Raw genomic sequence first — 13,804 nt, forward strand, 5'->3', positions numbered from 1 at the left:
ACGCCTACGACAACGCCGACAACCTGCTGTCGATCACCTTCACCGACCTCAACGGCCAGCAGCAACCGCTGAGCTTCAGTTACGACAAGAACGGGCAACTGCTCAGCGACACCAGCGCTACGGGCGAGTTGCAGTACCACTACGACGAACTGGGCAACCTCGAAACCCTGACCTTGCCCGACCAGCGCGCCATTAACCACCTGTACTACGGCAGCGGTCACCTGCACCAGATCAACTTCAATGGCCGGGTGATCTGCGACTTCGAGCGCGACAACCTGCATGACGCCGCGTGTATCCACTCAATCACCCTGCCTAGATTTAGACAAAAGCTGTACAAAATCACAATTTGGTATAAGTTTTTAAGGCGCGTATTGAGTTCTTCGGAGGTCTAGCATGGCCAAGCAGTCAGACCACTTACTCCGCTGTGTTATCAGCCTTGTTTTGTTGTTTCAGAGTTCGGCACTTCTCGCTAATTGGCGTGAATCCGTACCCGATGCGCGTTTGTCGGGGAGTGGGGAGATGCGAATGTTTGGTTTCTCCATTTACAACGCGCAGTTCTTTAGCCCTCGTGTGCTTGCTGGTAAGCCGCCGGGCGCAGAGGTGCCTTTTGCGCTAGCGCTGACCTACACCCGCGCTATCAGCCGTGAAGATCTGGTTGAGGCCAGTCTCAAAGAAATCCGTCGCCTATCGCCCAACCCTCTGAGCCCAGAGCAGATCGCTCGCTGGGACAAGGAAATGCAACTGGCGTTTGTCGATGTAGTCCCCGGCAGTCGCATCACCGGAGTCTATGTGCCGGGGGAGGGCGCGCGTTTTTACGTCGGCGATCAGCTGCAACATGTGGTCAAAGATGAGGCGTTCGCCAAGGCTTTTTTTGCGATCTGGCTCGACCCACGCACACGTAACCCGCAACTGCGAGCCCAATTGTTGGGCGCATCCAAGCCTTAAACCACAGAGGAAATGCCATGTTGAAGATAGGGTTAATGCTGCTCTGCATTTGCTTGGCCAGTTGCAGTAGGGTCGATGTGCAGACGTACAGCCAAGAGACGCCCAAATTTGAGGTACGCCAGTTCTTTGAAGGCCGGACCGAAGCGTGGGGTATGTTTCAAAAGCGTTCTGGGGAGGTGGTCAAGCGCTTCCATGTGCAGATCATCGGCACATCTGAAGGCGACAAGCTGATCCTCGACGAATCATTCACCTACAGCGATGGCACACAACAAAAACGCGTGTGGACGCTGACCCCTACGGGCCCTGACAAATGGCGCGGGACTGCGGGCGACGTAGTGGGCGAGGCGGTTGGCGAGGTGGCAGGCAATACCTTGCGTTGGAAGTACGTGCTGAACCTTCCGGTGGATGGCAAAGAGTATGAGGTGCACTTGGACGACTGGATGTACCTCATGGACAAAGACACCCTGATCAACCGTTCGTACATGAGCAAATTTGGGGTGGAAGTCGGTCAGATCACCTTGTTTTTCCGCAAACAGCCCTGAGTCAACGGGCTTTATATCTGGCCACCCAGTGCAACACCGGCATCAACACTGCCCAGATGAGTGCCAGCAGCACAAGGCTGGGCCACGTCCCTAGCGGCAGGCCGACGTCTGCCAGTTTTGCGCCTCCTAAGTAAGAAAGAGGCCCACCCAACGCGCCGAGTAAGCTGCCCACCCACCACGGTCGTTGGGTCCAGCTCAGGCTGTAGGTCAAGGTGCTGGCGAACAATAGCCAAATCAATGCCAGCCACAGAGGCAACACTACAGTGGCCCCGGCAAACGTGAACAACCCAAGGTGCATCAGCGCGCTGTCCAGTACCCATCCGCAGGCGGCCACCCGCAGCAGCGTGCGCCACTCACCAAGCGCCTTCGCAACCCAAAGCAGGTGTATCGCCAAGCAGGCCATTGCAATCAATAACAACCATGGCCGATGCGCGCCAAAGACACAGGCGAACCAGCCGAGCTGGAAAAGGCCGGCATTCAGTAATAACCGGCCTTGGCTGTTCAGACCTTCAACTCGAAAGGTTGCGGTCTGGCTCCGGGCTTGGCGAGCAATAGATGCGCGGTGCCGATGCTGCGTTCCAAAAAGCCGCCTTCGCAGTAACACAGATAAAACTCCCAGAGGCGATAGAACGTCTGGTCATAGCCCAGTGCCTCTAGCTTGTGTTGGTTGCTACGCAGGTTGTCGTGCCACAGGTGCAATGTCCGCGCGTAATCCAGCCCGAAGTCCTCCATGTGATGCAGGTTGAGGTCGGTGTCGCGGCTGATGGTGTTGAGCATGGCGCTCACGGAAGGCAAGGCGCCGCCGGGGAAAATGTAGCGCTGGATAAAATCCACGGTCTTCTTTGCCTGCTCATAGCGTTGGTCGCGAATGGTGATTGCTTGCAGCAGCATCAGCCCGTCATCTTTGAGCAGGTGAGCACACTGTTTGAAGTAAGTGGACAGAAAGCGGTGACCGACCGCTTCAATCATCTCGATCGACACCAACTTGTCGTAGGTGCCCGTCAGGTCGCGATAGTCCTGCAACAGCAACGTCACGCGGTCTTGCAGCCCCAGCGCCTCAATACGCTGCTGCGTGTAAGCAAACTGCTCGTGAGACAGGGTCGTGGTGGTGACTTTGCAACCGTAGTGGGTGGCCGCATACAGCGCCATGCTGCCCCAGCCCGTGCCGATTTCCAGCAGATGATCAGTGGGTTTGAGATCAAGCTTTTGGCAGATGCAGTCCAACTTGTTTAATTGGGCTTGTTCCAAGGTATCGCTGCTGGAGCGAAACATTGCCGCTGAATACATCATGGTCGGGTCAAGCAGTTGCTCGAACAGTGCGTTGCCCAAGTCGTAGTGCGCAGAAATATTGCGTTGCGAACCCTGGCGCGTGTTGCGGTTGAGCCAGTGCAGGGCTTTGACTATTGGGCGGCGCAATAGGACCAAGCCGCGCTCCATGCCATCCAGCATCTCGAGATTGGCCGCGAAAATGCGGATCACCGCCGTCAGATCGGGGCTCGTCCAGTAGCCGTGGATATAGGCTTCACCCGCGCCAATCGAGCCATTTAACGCGACCATTGACCAAAAGGCTGGGTGATGTACGTCGATTTTGCCGTGCAGCTCATCATTTGGCTGGCCAAAGCTTAGAGGCTCGCCGTCGACGACGATCAACAAATGGCCATGACGCAACTGAGCCAGTTGGCGCAAAACGCCTTTCTTGAGCAGGCGGGTGCCTAGTCCGTTGGCCGCAGAGTCAACTGAACGGGTAGGGTTCAGACTAGGGTTTGTCATGGCGAGACTCCAGATGTGCGGTGCGCTGTTCACCGTGGGCGGCTTCATGGGAAAACAAAGGCATCCGCTTTAGCAGCAGACGCAAGGCCTGCCAGTAAATGGCAGCGACAGTTTTGCCGGTGACCCACGGAAATTCCAGCAAATGCCGATGCAGGCTCTGACGCGTCAGTTCGATACGCTCCAGCCCCATGCCTGCTTCAAAGATTTTTTGCTCGCCCTGCCAATCCTGCATGGTCACGTGCAACTGCTGCTCAGGCGCAGAAAAACGCATGCGGTATTCCACATCACGGGGCAGAAAGGGTGAGACGTGAAAACTCTTGGGCACCCGGTGGCGTGACTCACCGCTGGCGTGAGTTGGTAGCACATAGTGATAGCGCTCTCGCCAAGGGGTATTGCTGACTTCGCAGAGGATGGCAGCCAAACGGCCGTCGGCTTCAAAACAATAAAACAGGCTGATCGGATTAAACGACAAGCCCCAACTGCGCGGTTGGGTGAGTAAACAGATACGCCCTTTCGGGGCGTGTCCGAGGGCTTGCTCCACGCTCTGGCGTACGGCATCGCTTAGCGTCACACCTTGGCGCGTGGCATGCGGTAAATAGTCGGTTTCTCGGAAACTAAACGCGCCCCAACGCGAATGCCCGGCCAGCCAAGACAAACTCAGTACTTGCGCTTGTTCGGCCAGATCCAGGTAAAGCATGCCCATCCGATACCGAAACCCGTGAGCGCGCGGCAGCAGCCGACGGTGGCTGACCCAGCCGCGGTAAAGCGCGCTGTTCATAGGTGTTCACCGAAAGCTGCGGCCACGCGCAAGGCACTGACCACGCCGTCTTCATGGAAACCGTTGGCCCAATAAGCGCCGCAGTAGTAGCTGTTTTGGGTGCCTTGCAGTTCGGGCCAGCGTGCCTGCGCGACCACGCCTTGCTGGGTGTATTGCGGATGGGCGTAACGGAAGCGGCCGAGGATTTTGCTCGGTTCAATCGCCGCGGTCTGATTCAGGCTGACGCAAAAGGTGATGTCGCTCTGCAGCCCTTGCAGAATATTCATGTTGTAGGTCAAAGCGGCCGGTGTTCTGCTTGGCTGGGCGCTGCCAGCAGGCTCAAGGCTTGATCGCTATGGCAGGCGAATACCACGCTATCAAACGGCTCGATACCGGCGGCGCTGTGCACAGTTACTCCGGCCGCATCCCGCTCCACCTGATGTACCGGGCAATTGAGGCGTATGCGCTCGGCAAAGCTTGCGCACAGCGGTGCGACGTAACTGCGCGAGCCACCGCTAACCACCCGCCATTGCGGTCGATGAGTGGCTGACAAAAGCCCGTGATTTTTAAAGAAGCGCACAAAGAACTGAAGCGGAAAACGCTGCATGTCGCCCAGTGACATCGACCAGATCGCCGAACCCATAGGGACGATGTAGTGGTCAATAAAACGCTGACCGTAGCCGTTTTGCTGGAGGTAGGCGCCCAACGACGTGTCGGCGGCGATTCGCGCTTCGTCCAGATCACGTATTGCTTCACGGTTGAAGCGCAAGATATCGCTCAACATTCCCCAGAAACGAGGCGATAACAGGTTGCTTCGCTGGGCAAACAGACTATTGAGGTTATTACCGTTGTATTCCGTACCCGTACTCGGATCCTGCACCGAGAAACTCATCTCGGTGGGGGCTGAGGTTACGCCGAGCTGATCCAGCAGGCGGATAAAATTGGGGTAGGTCCAGTCATTGAACACAATGAAACCGGTATCCAGAGCAAAATGCTCGCCCTTCACTTCAACGTCAACCGTGTGGGTATGGCCGCCGATCCAGTCACTCGCCTCAAAGACAGTGACGTCATGCTGACGATTGAGCAGGTAGGCGCAGGTCAGGCCGGAGATGCCGCTGCCGATGATCGCTATTTTCATGAAGACTCTTCTTTGGCAGGGCGTGCCATGCGTTTGCCCAGCAGCAATTGCAGGCGCTGAGGCAATGCTGCTAATAGACGCAGGATGGCGATAAAGGGGCCGGGAAAGGCGATTTCTAATGGCCGTTTATCCAGCCGGGAGGTGATGTAGACGGCCGCTTTGTTCACTGGCCAGCGCATCGGCATTGGAAAATCGTTGTGTTGTGTGAGCGGCGTGTCGACAAAGCCCGGGCTGACCAGCGTGACGTCGATACCCTCATGAGCCACGTCAATACGCAGCGATTGAAACAAGTAGCGCATCGCTGCTTTCGAGGCGCCATAAGCTTCGGAGCGGGGCAACGGCAGATAAGTGACCGAACTGCACACCGCCACCAGATGCGGCCGCGCAGCCTTGCGCAACAGCGGCAGGGCCGCCTCCACGCAGTAGGCTGCCGAAAACACATTGGCGCGCATCACGCGTTCAATCAGGTTGGCTTCGAAGTGGCTGGCGTCCACGTACTCGCAGGTGCCTGCGTTGAGAATGACCTGATCCAAATGGCCCCAGGCTTGTTGAATTTGCTCGGCCATCGCCCGCACTTGATCTTGATCAGTCAAGTCGCCTGGCAGTTCAAGCACCTGCTCCGGGAACGCCGTATGCAGTTTTTCAAGAGCCTTAGCATTGCGCGCACTCACTGCTAAAAAATGGCCTTGGGACAATAAAATGTCCGCCATGGCGGCACCTATACCGCTACTCGCACCGGTGAGCCAGATACGCTTCATGCCAGTCTCCCTTTTAACCAGCCAATCGCAGTGCCCATCAGCGGCAGGTGTTCATAGAGCAGGGCGCCGGCATCAAAGTAGTCGCGGTGCTGATACACCTTGTCGTGCCATTGCAGGTACGAGCAGCCATCGACACTGATCACTTGCCCACCGTGTAAACGCGGATGTCGATACCGCAAGGTCCAGCGCAGGTAACCGCTGCCTTCTTGCACTAGGTCATGGCTATGGAAGGTGAAATCAATCTCGCTGACATTGGCGTACAGCTCAGTGAAATAGGCGTGCAACGCTGTCAGGCCTTGGATCTCATGCAATGGATCACGGAAGTGAATGTCGTCACTGTACAGCTCGTTGAGTTTGTACAAATTACTGGCGTCCAGCGCAGCAAATCGGGTGGCGAAATTTCGTAGAAAGTCAGACATATCGTCCCCCACCTGCCAGCAGGTACGTGGATAAATTCAGCGTCCAATGATTCCTAGGGGCGATGCCTGAGCTGTAGAGCATGGAACTCCCTCCCTTTTCTTGTACAAGAAAATAATCTTGTACAGCTTTTGAGAGAATAAGGAGCGCGTTGTACAAGTCAAATGATTTGTACAACTATTTGTGTGATTTATCGCACCATGAGTCGTCAGCCAGACACAGATCCTGTGCGTTGGAGGTTAGACCTGTCTCAACAGTTCGCGGCTCGTTTGCAATTGGTTTGTCGGCTTGCTGGCGTCGCTCTTAGAAGGTGATGTTGAAACAGACCTCGGTCATCTATAAAAAAGATATAGACTCAGCGCCATCTATAAAACTGTCGGCTGGGTGATGTTTTCATGATGACTTTGCGTCAAATCCGCCACTTCATCGCAGTGGCCGAGACCGGTTCGATCTCGGCTGCCGCTCAAGCGGTGTACATCTCTCAATCAACCTTGACCCTGGCGATTCAGCAACTGGAGCAGGAAATCGGCGTTAGCCTGTTCAATCGCCACGCCAAGGGCATGACCCTGACGCATCAGGGGCATCAGTTCTTGCGTCAGGCGCATCTGATTCTGGCAACGGTCGATAACGCCAAGCGCAGCCTGCAGCAAAGCACTGACCAGATCGCCGGGCAGTTGATCGTTGGAGTCACCAGCTTGGTTGCCGGGTATTACTTGGCGGACTTGCTCACCCGTTTTCAGCGCGCTTACCCCAACGTCGACATTCGGGTGATGGAGGATGATCGGCCTTACATCGAGCATTTGTTGGTCAGTGGCGAGATTGATGTCGGGGTGCTGATTCTCTCCAATCTCGAAGACCGTCATGCTTTGCAGTCTGAAGTGTTGACGCATTCACCGCATCGCGTGTGGTTACCGGCCCAGCATCCCCTGCTAGAGCTGGACAGTATCAACCTCGCCGACGTGGCCAAAGAGTCGTTGATTCAATTGAATGTCGACGAGATGGACAGCAATGCCCAGCGTTTGTGGGCGCAGGCGGGTTTGCAACCGACTATCACACTGCGCACGGCTTCGACCGAAGCGGTGCGCAGTTTGGTGGCGGCAGGGTTGGGGATTTCGATTCAGCCCGACATGACTTACCGGCCATGGTCACTGGAGGGCGACATTATTGAGGCGCGGCCCATCGCGGATCTCAATCAGACCCTCGACGTGGGTCTTGCCTGGCGACGGGGCACAGCGCGCCCGGCATTGGTCGATCCATTTCTGACGGTCGCCCGCGAGCAACCGCATGGCGGGCGAAAGCTTTCTATTTAATCTGGACAGAGTTTGTCGACTGCGGCCTAGCAGCGCTAATCTTGCCACCTCATGACAGGGGCGAGGCTCACGCAACGGGTCGCATTATGCCCACACACGCACACGGAAACCGCACCATGCCAGCCGCGCAGCCTGCTTTATCCACGGCATTATTGATCGACGGTGAGTCAGTCGCCGGGCAGGGCGTTGCCGAGCCCATCCTCAACCCGGCCACGGGTGACGTGCTGACCCTGATCGCTGAGGCCAGCGCCGAGCAAACCGAGGCCGCCATCCTTGCGGCGCACCGGGCCTTTGGCAGTTGGGCGCGCACTACGCCGCAGCAGCGCTCAAACCTGTTGTTGGAAATCGCCAGTGCGATTGAAAAAAACGCCGACAGATTTGCGCAGCTTGAGTCACTCAACTGCGGCAAGCCGTTGCACTTGGCTCGAAAGGACGACTTGAGTGCGACGGTGGATGTGTTCCGCTTCTTCGCCGGGGCCGTACGTTGCCAGACCGGCCAGCTCAGCGGTGAATACATGCCCGGTTACACCAGCATGGTTCGCCGGGATCCGATCGGCGTAGTGGCCTCGATTGCGCCGTGGAACTACCCGATCATGATGGCCGCCTGGAAAATTGCCCCGGCACTGGCTGCTGGAAATACAGTGGTGTTTAAACCGTCCGAACACACCCCGCTGTCGATTTTGGCCCTGGCGCCGATGCTGGCGGAGATCTTGCCGCGCGGCGTCATCAACATCGTTTGCGGTGGCGGTGAAAACGTCGGCAGCCACTTGGTCAGCCATCCCAAAGTGCGCATGGTGTCGTTGACCGGCGATATCGTCACCGGGCAGAAAATCCTCTCGGCGGCTGCCAAAACCCTCAAGCGCACCCATCTCGAACTGGGCGGCAAGGCGCCGGTGATCGTCTGCAACGATGCTGACCTGCAAGCAGTGGTCGAAGGGGTTCGCACTTACGGGTATTACAACGCGGGTCAAGATTGCACCTCGGCGTGCCGGGTCTATGCGCAGGCGGGTATTTACGACCGGTTGGTGGCCGAACTGGGTGACGCCGTGAGCCGTATTCGCTTTGCGGGCAAGCACGATGCCGACAACGAAATCAGCCCGTTGATAAGCACTCGTCAGCGCGATCGTGTGTCCAGCTTCGTAGAGCGTGCCCTTAGCCAACCCCATATCGAATGTGTCACCGGGGGAGCCGCACACCCTGGTGCTGGTTTTTATTACCAGCCGACATTGCTGGCCGGATGTAAGCAAAGTGATGAAATCGTTCAGCGTGAAGTCTTTGGGCCGGTGGTGACCGTCACCCGCTTTGATGAACTGGCGCAAGCCGTGGACTGGGCCAACGACTCCGAATACGGTCTGGCTTCTTCGATCTGGACGCAAAACCTAGACAAGGCCATGCAAGTTGCAGCGCGTTTGCAATACGGCTGCACGTGGATCAACAGCCACTTCATGCTGGTCAGCGAAATGCCCCACGGCGGCCTGAAACGCTCGGGGTATGGCAAAGATCTCTCAAGTGATTCGCTTCAGGACTACAGCGTCGTGCGTCACATCATGGCGCGACATGGACAACATCTGTAGCCGTCTTAGCAATGGCTGCGCCGCCAGTTGCACCTCGCTCATGGGCAGCGGCTACACGTTCGTTAATCCCGAGGGAGCATTCGATTTAATCGAATGCTCCCTTGAGTTTTAAGTATTTGTTGATCCGTGACCTGTGTCTTAGTGTTTCGATCCATACCGCCAAGCGGCAATTTCGATAATAAAAACTAAGATTGGCCGTCCCAACGGCTCTCTGACTCGTCTGCCATAACGACAACATTGCACAGCGCCACAGAGCGAGAGGAACCTCCCTATGCAATTCCAGTTTCTATTACCCACCAAAATAGTCATGGAACCTGGTCTTCGCCAGCGTACCGGCGAACATCTGCTTGCCCTCGGTTTGAGCCATGTGCTGTTGGTCACCGACCCTGGCGTCAAAAACGCCGGCTTGCTCGATAGCATCTACGCCAGCCTAGAACAGGCGGGTGTTCGCTACGAAGAGATCGCAGACGTCAAACCCAACCCCCGCAGCGAAGACGTGAACCGTGCGGCGCAGCTGTATCGCGGCAAAGGCATCGACGGCGTGCTCGCGGTCGGTGGCGGCAGCGCGATGGATGCGGCCAAGGCTATCAGCGTGCTGCTGACCCATGACGGGGTCGTTGAAGACTACGAAGGCGCCTTTGCCCTCAAAGGCCCGGTGTTACCGATTGTCGCCATCCCGACCACTGCGGGCACCGGCAGTGAAGTGACCTTCTTCTCGGTGATCACCGATACCCGCCGTCAATTCAAAATGAGCCTGCTCGATTACCGCATCGGCCCAGTCCTAGCGTTGCTCGACTCGGACATCACTGCCACATTACCGCCCCACATCGCCGCCGCGACCGGGATGGACGCGTTGACCCATGCCATCGAAGCCTATACCGGCAAGCCCGCCAACCCCATCAGCGACGGCTTGGCGCTGCACGCTATCCGCCTGATCGCTCAGTACCTCAAGCCTGCTGTGCAAGAGCCGAACAACCGTGAGGCGCGTGAACAGATGCTGATCGCCAGCCTGATCGCGGGCATGGCGTTTGGCAATGCGGACATCGCCAGCGTGCACTGCATTTCCGAGGCCATAGGCGGCATGTACGACACCCCACACGGCATCGGCAACGCGATCTTCCTGCCCTTTGTGTTCAGCCATAACCGCGATGCCGACCTGCGCCGCCACGCCGATGTGGCTTACGCGCTGGGCATTGATCCGAACCTGAGCGCGGTCGACGCTGCTCACGCCGCGGTGCAACAGTTATTCCGCATGAACCGCGAGCTGGGTATCCCGCGTTTCGCGGATCTGGCCGGGGTGCGCGAGGAAGATTTCCTGACCATCGCGCAAAAGTCCAAAAGCAACATTTCCGATGCGAGCAACACCAAAGACATGACCGTCGAGAGCTACCTCGATGTGATTCGTGCCGCCTACCACTACTCAGCTTAAGGGCACCGTCATGAGCGCATCGACTTCGACTCCGCATCTGCGCCGTACCCTGGGTCCGGTGTCTGTATTACTGTTTGGTCTGGCCTTTATCGCGCCGTTAATCGTGTTCGGAACCTATGGCGTGATTGCCCAGGCCAGCCAGAACACGGTGGCATTGTCTTATGTGGTGGCTTCCATCGGCGTGATCTTCACCGCGCTAAGCTACGGACGACTGGTGCGGGTTTTTCCTGCCGCGGGTTCGGCTTACACCTACACCCGTAAAATGCTTAACCCCAACATTGGTTTTATGGTCGGCTGGGCGGCGTTACTCGATTACTTCTTCATCCCGATGCTGATCTGGCTGTTGGGGGCGAGCTACCTGAGTTTGGCGTTCCCTAATGTGCCGCAATGGTGCTGGATCACCGGTTTCATTGTGTCCACCTCATTGCTCAACATCCTCGGGATTCAGGTGGCCAACCGTTTCAACATCATCCTGATGCTGATTCAGTTGACGATCATCACCGTGTTTATTGCCTTGTGCTGGCACTACGTCACTGCGATCAACGGCGCCGGTGGGCTTCTGTCGGTAAAGCCGTTCTTCAATGCTGACGTGCCGTTCTCGGCGACCATGGCCGGTGCTGCCATCGCGGCTTACTCATTCCTCGGCTTTGATGCCTTGTCGACCCTGAGCGAAGAAACCGTCGAGCCTGAACGCACCATCCCGCGCGCCATTTTGCTGGTGGCTTTGATCGGCGGCAGCCTGTATGTCGGCTCTTCGTACTTTATGTACTTAGCACACCCGATTGGAGTGTTCGAGAACATCGACGGGGCGGCGTTTGAAATTGCCAAGACCATTGGCGGTGACTTGTTCTTTGCGGTGGTTCTGACCGGCATCATCATTGCCCACTTTGCCGCTGGCCTGTCGTTCCAAGCCAGTGTCGGGCGTCTGCTGTATGCCTTGGGCCGTGACAACCAACTCCCGCAAAAACTGTTCGGCGTGCTCAACCCGCGCTACAAAACCCCGGTGTTCAACATTGTCTTGTGCGGTGCCTTCGGTTTCGTTGGCTTTGGGCTGACCATCGCTACGGCCACTTCGCTGGTTAACTTCGGCGCCTTTCTGGCCTTTACCGCCGTGAACCTGTGTGCGCTGAAACTGACATTCGACCGTGCAGTTGGCGATAAACCCGGCGTGTTGCGCGGGGTGTTATTCCCCTTGATCGGTGCCTTTACCTCCAGCTGGATGCTCATCAGTCTGGATGCCGATGCACTGATCCTCGGCTCATGCTGGGTGTTGTTGGGGCTGGTGTACTTGGCCTTGCGTACCCGGTTTTTCAGCACCGCAGTGCCTGAGCCCGCGCTCTGATCCCACGGGCAACCGTTGCCCGACTTCCTTCTCTATAACACCCGCTGTGCGTGCTAATGCGTGCGCACACGGGGCGGTTGCGACTTTTTTAAAGGGGTGCCTCTGCGCCCCACGGGAGAATCTATGCAAACCAGCCTGCTGATCAATGGCCAACTTATCGCCGGTGAAGGCGAAAAACTCGCGGTGCTCAACCCCTCTTTGGGGTCGACGCTGGTTGAGATCCCCGAGGCCAGCTTGGCGCAAGTCGACGCTGCGGTCTGTGCTGCCGATGCGGCGTTTGAAGCCTGGTCGCAGACCACGCCCAAAGACCGCTCACAATTACTGCTGCAACTGGCCGACGCCATCGACGCACACGCCCCGGAGCTGGCGCGTCTGGAGTCTGACAACTGCGGCAAACCTTACATTGCCGCGCTGAACGATGAGTTGCCGGGTGTGGCCGACGTCTTCCGCTTCTTCGCCGGTGCCAGCCGTTGCTTGCAAGGCAGTGCCGCAGGCGAATACTTGGCAGGTCATACCTCGATGATTCGTCGCGACCCGGTAGGCGTTGTGGCGTCAATTGCTCCTTGGAACTACCCGCTGATGATGGCGGCTTGGAAGCTCGGCCCGGCGCTGGCCGCGGGTAATACAGTGGTCATCAAGCCGTCAGAGCAAACCCCATTAAGTACGCTGAAACTGGCGCAGTTAATGGCAGAAATCTTTCCCGCAGGCGTGATTAATGTGGTCTTTGGCCGCGGTCCCACTGTTGGAAAACCCCTGACCAGCCATCCCAAAGTGCGCATGGTGTCGCTGACCGGCTCTGTCGCGACCGGCAGCCGGATTATTGCGGGCACTGCCGACAGCGTTAAACGCATGCACATGGAGTTGGGCGGCAAGGCGCCCGTGATCGTGTTTGATGATGCCGACATCGACGCAGCGGTAGAGGGCATACGCACCTTTGGTTTCTACAATGCGGGTCAGGACTGCACGGCGGCTTGCCGCATCTATGTGCAGAAAGGCATTTACCCCGAGTTTGTAAGAAAGCTTGCTGAAGCCGTGTCCAGCATTCGCTACGGCTTGCAAGATGATCCAGAAACCGAATTGGGACCGTTGATTACCTTGCAGCATTTGGAGCGGGTGGAAGGGTTTGTCCAGCGTGCCCGTGAGCAGTCACACATCGAGGTCGTGACCGGTGGCAAGCGTGTGGCGGGGCCGGGTTTCTTCTTTGAACCGACCGTCTTGGCGGGTGCGCGGCAGGGCGACGAAGTGGTGCGCAATGAAATCTTTGGCCCGGTGGTTTCCGTCACCGAATTCGAAGACGAAGCGCAAGCCTTGGCATGGGCCAATGATTCTGACTATGGCCTGGCGTCTTCGGTCTGGACCCATGATGTTGGCCGCGCTCATCGTATGGCTGCGCGCTTGCAATACGGCTGCACGTGGGTCAACACACACTTCATGCTGGTCAGCGAAATGCCCCACGGCGGCGCCAAGCTTTCGGGCTATGGCAAAGACATGTCGATGTACGGGCTAGAGGACTACACCACCATTCGCCATGTGATGTTCAAGCACTGACCACACCGCAACCTGTAGCGAACTTGCTCGCTCTTATCAAACATGAAGTCAGTTATTGATTTCAAAAGAAACCACTGTGTTCGTATTTCACAGGGTGTGTTGGCAGACAAATTTCCGTGTAGGAGCTGGCGCAGGCTGCGATCTTTTGATGTTGCGGTAGAAGATCAAAAGATCGCAGGCTACGCCAGCTCCTACAAAAACAGAAATGCCCCCAAACACCGTGCGCGATGCTGTTTCAGCGACTACAGACTTAGCCCGTTTGCTACGCTACAAC

General features: G+C 57.1%; 13 protein-coding genes and 1 pseudogene. 8 read left to right on the forward strand and 6 right to left on the reverse strand.

Annotated elements, in window-relative coordinates; all coding sequences use genetic code 11:
* The 3 genes from AQS70_RS02635 to AQS70_RS02645 all read left to right on the forward strand — a co-directional run.
* Positions 1-392 (forward strand): RHS repeat domain-containing protein (locus AQS70_RS02635; RefSeq protein ID WP_156354970.1); only part of this gene is annotated, 392 nt, incomplete at its 5' end.
* Position 393: 1 nt separating this feature from the next.
* Positions 394-945 carry a chalcone isomerase family protein gene (locus tag AQS70_RS02640; RefSeq protein ID WP_055101387.1) on the forward strand — a complete coding sequence of 184 codons (552 nt, stop codon included), beginning with the start codon at positions 394-396 and terminating at the stop codon, positions 943-945.
* 17 nt (positions 946-962) lie between these two features.
* Positions 963-1,487: a DUF3833 domain-containing protein gene (locus AQS70_RS02645; RefSeq protein WP_055101388.1), complete on the forward strand. Its 525-nt coding sequence runs from the start codon at positions 963-965 to the stop codon at positions 1,485-1,487.
* A 1-nt stretch (position 1,488) separates the two neighbouring features.
* Here the strand turns inward: AQS70_RS02645 and AQS70_RS02650 are convergent, their stop codons facing one another.
* The 6 genes and pseudogenes from AQS70_RS02650 to AQS70_RS02675 all read right to left on the reverse strand — a co-directional run bounded on the left by AQS70_RS02650 (position 1,489) and on the right by AQS70_RS02675 (position 6,329).
* Positions 1,489-1,992: a DUF2878 domain-containing protein gene (locus AQS70_RS02650; RefSeq protein WP_055101398.1), complete on the reverse strand. Its 504-nt coding sequence runs from the start codon at positions 1,990-1,992 to the stop codon at positions 1,489-1,491.
* The gene (locus tag AQS70_RS02655; RefSeq protein WP_055101389.1) at positions 1,989-3,257 is read right to left on the reverse strand and encodes an SAM-dependent methyltransferase; all 1,269 of its coding nucleotides are present in this window, start codon (positions 3,255-3,257) and stop codon (positions 1,989-1,991) included. The genes AQS70_RS02650 and AQS70_RS02655 overlap by 4 nt, the downstream gene beginning before the upstream one ends.
* Positions 3,244-4,035, reverse strand: a complete 792-nt coding sequence (locus tag AQS70_RS02660; RefSeq protein ID WP_055101390.1) for a DUF1365 domain-containing protein — start codon at positions 4,033-4,035, stop codon at positions 3,244-3,246. The genes AQS70_RS02655 and AQS70_RS02660 overlap by 14 nt, the downstream gene beginning before the upstream one ends.
* Positions 4,032-5,152 (reverse strand): annotated as a pseudogene (locus AQS70_RS02665) (NAD(P)/FAD-dependent oxidoreductase). Before AQS70_RS02665 ends, AQS70_RS02660 begins: the two are co-directional and overlap by 4 nt.
* On the reverse strand, positions 5,149-5,910 hold the full coding sequence (locus AQS70_RS02670; RefSeq protein ID WP_055101391.1) for an SDR family NAD(P)-dependent oxidoreductase: 762 nt from the start codon (positions 5,908-5,910) through the stop codon (positions 5,149-5,151). The pseudogene AQS70_RS02665 and the gene AQS70_RS02670 overlap by 4 nt, the downstream one beginning before the upstream one ends.
* Complete coding sequence (locus tag AQS70_RS02675) at positions 5,907-6,329, reverse strand: nuclear transport factor 2 family protein (protein ID WP_055101392.1); 423 nt, start codon at positions 6,327-6,329, stop codon at positions 5,907-5,909. Before AQS70_RS02675 ends, AQS70_RS02670 begins: the two co-directional genes overlap by 4 nt.
* A 393-nt stretch (positions 6,330-6,722) precedes the next feature.
* On the opposite strand from AQS70_RS02675, the gene AQS70_RS02680 reads away from it, so the two are divergent.
* The 5 genes from AQS70_RS02680 to AQS70_RS02700 all read left to right on the forward strand — a co-directional run bounded on the left by AQS70_RS02680 (position 6,723) and on the right by AQS70_RS02700 (position 13,530).
* A complete protein-coding gene (locus AQS70_RS02680) occupies positions 6,723-7,637 on the forward strand; it encodes a LysR family transcriptional regulator (RefSeq protein ID WP_055101393.1) in 915 nt (304 codons plus the stop codon).
* Positions 7,638-7,753: 116 nt separating this feature from the next.
* Entirely contained in the window at positions 7,754-9,211 is a 1,458-nt protein-coding gene (locus AQS70_RS02685; protein ID WP_055101394.1) for a gamma-aminobutyraldehyde dehydrogenase, read from the forward strand.
* A 271-nt stretch (positions 9,212-9,482) separates the two neighbouring features.
* Positions 9,483-10,640, forward strand: coding sequence for an iron-containing alcohol dehydrogenase (locus AQS70_RS02690; protein ID WP_055101395.1), 1,158 nt, complete (start codon positions 9,483-9,485; stop codon positions 10,638-10,640).
* Positions 10,641-10,650: 10 nt separating this feature from the next.
* Positions 10,651-11,982: an APC family permease gene (locus AQS70_RS02695; RefSeq protein WP_055101396.1), complete on the forward strand. Its 1,332-nt coding sequence runs from the start codon at positions 10,651-10,653 to the stop codon at positions 11,980-11,982.
* Positions 11,983-12,105: 123 nt separating this feature from the next.
* On the forward strand, positions 12,106-13,530 hold the full coding sequence (locus AQS70_RS02700) for a gamma-aminobutyraldehyde dehydrogenase (protein WP_055101397.1): 1,425 nt from the start codon (positions 12,106-12,108) through the stop codon (positions 13,528-13,530).
* The last annotated feature ends 274 nt before the right edge of the window (positions 13,531-13,804 follow it).

Origin of the sequence: Pseudomonas endophytica, assembly GCF_001411475.1 — a bacterium.
Lineage (GTDB): Bacteria > Pseudomonadota > Gammaproteobacteria > Pseudomonadales > Pseudomonadaceae > Aquipseudomonas > Aquipseudomonas endophytica.

What these genes read in the sequence shown, in the direction of transcription:
- AQS70_RS02640 (WP_055101387.1), top strand. Translation starts at nt 394, where the DNA reads ATGGCCAAGCAGTCAGACCACTTACTCCGCTGTGTTATCAGCCTTGTT.
- AQS70_RS02645 (WP_055101388.1), top strand. Translation starts at nt 963, where the DNA reads ATGTTGAAGATAGGGTTAATGCTGCTCTGCATTTGCTTGGCCAGTTGC.
- AQS70_RS02655 (WP_055101389.1), bottom strand. Translation starts at nt 3,257, where the DNA reads ATGACAAACCCTAGTCTGAACCCTACCCGTTCAGTTGACTCTGCGGCC.
- AQS70_RS02660 (WP_055101390.1), bottom strand. Translation starts at nt 4,035, where the DNA reads ATGAACAGCGCGCTTTACCGCGGCTGGGTCAGCCACCGTCGGCTGCTG.
- AQS70_RS02670 (WP_055101391.1), bottom strand. Translation starts at nt 5,910, where the DNA reads ATGAAGCGTATCTGGCTCACCGGTGCGAGTAGCGGTATAGGTGCCGCC.
- AQS70_RS02675 (WP_055101392.1), bottom strand. Translation starts at nt 6,329, where the DNA reads ATGTCTGACTTTCTACGAAATTTCGCCACCCGATTTGCTGCGCTGGAC.
- AQS70_RS02680 (WP_055101393.1), top strand. Translation starts at nt 6,723, where the DNA reads ATGATGACTTTGCGTCAAATCCGCCACTTCATCGCAGTGGCCGAGACC.
- AQS70_RS02685 (WP_055101394.1), top strand. Translation starts at nt 7,754, where the DNA reads ATGCCAGCCGCGCAGCCTGCTTTATCCACGGCATTATTGATCGACGGT.
- AQS70_RS02690 (WP_055101395.1), top strand. Translation starts at nt 9,483, where the DNA reads ATGCAATTCCAGTTTCTATTACCCACCAAAATAGTCATGGAACCTGGT.
- AQS70_RS02695 (WP_055101396.1), top strand. Translation starts at nt 10,651, where the DNA reads ATGAGCGCATCGACTTCGACTCCGCATCTGCGCCGTACCCTGGGTCCG.
- AQS70_RS02700 (WP_055101397.1), top strand. Translation starts at nt 12,106, where the DNA reads ATGCAAACCAGCCTGCTGATCAATGGCCAACTTATCGCCGGTGAAGGC.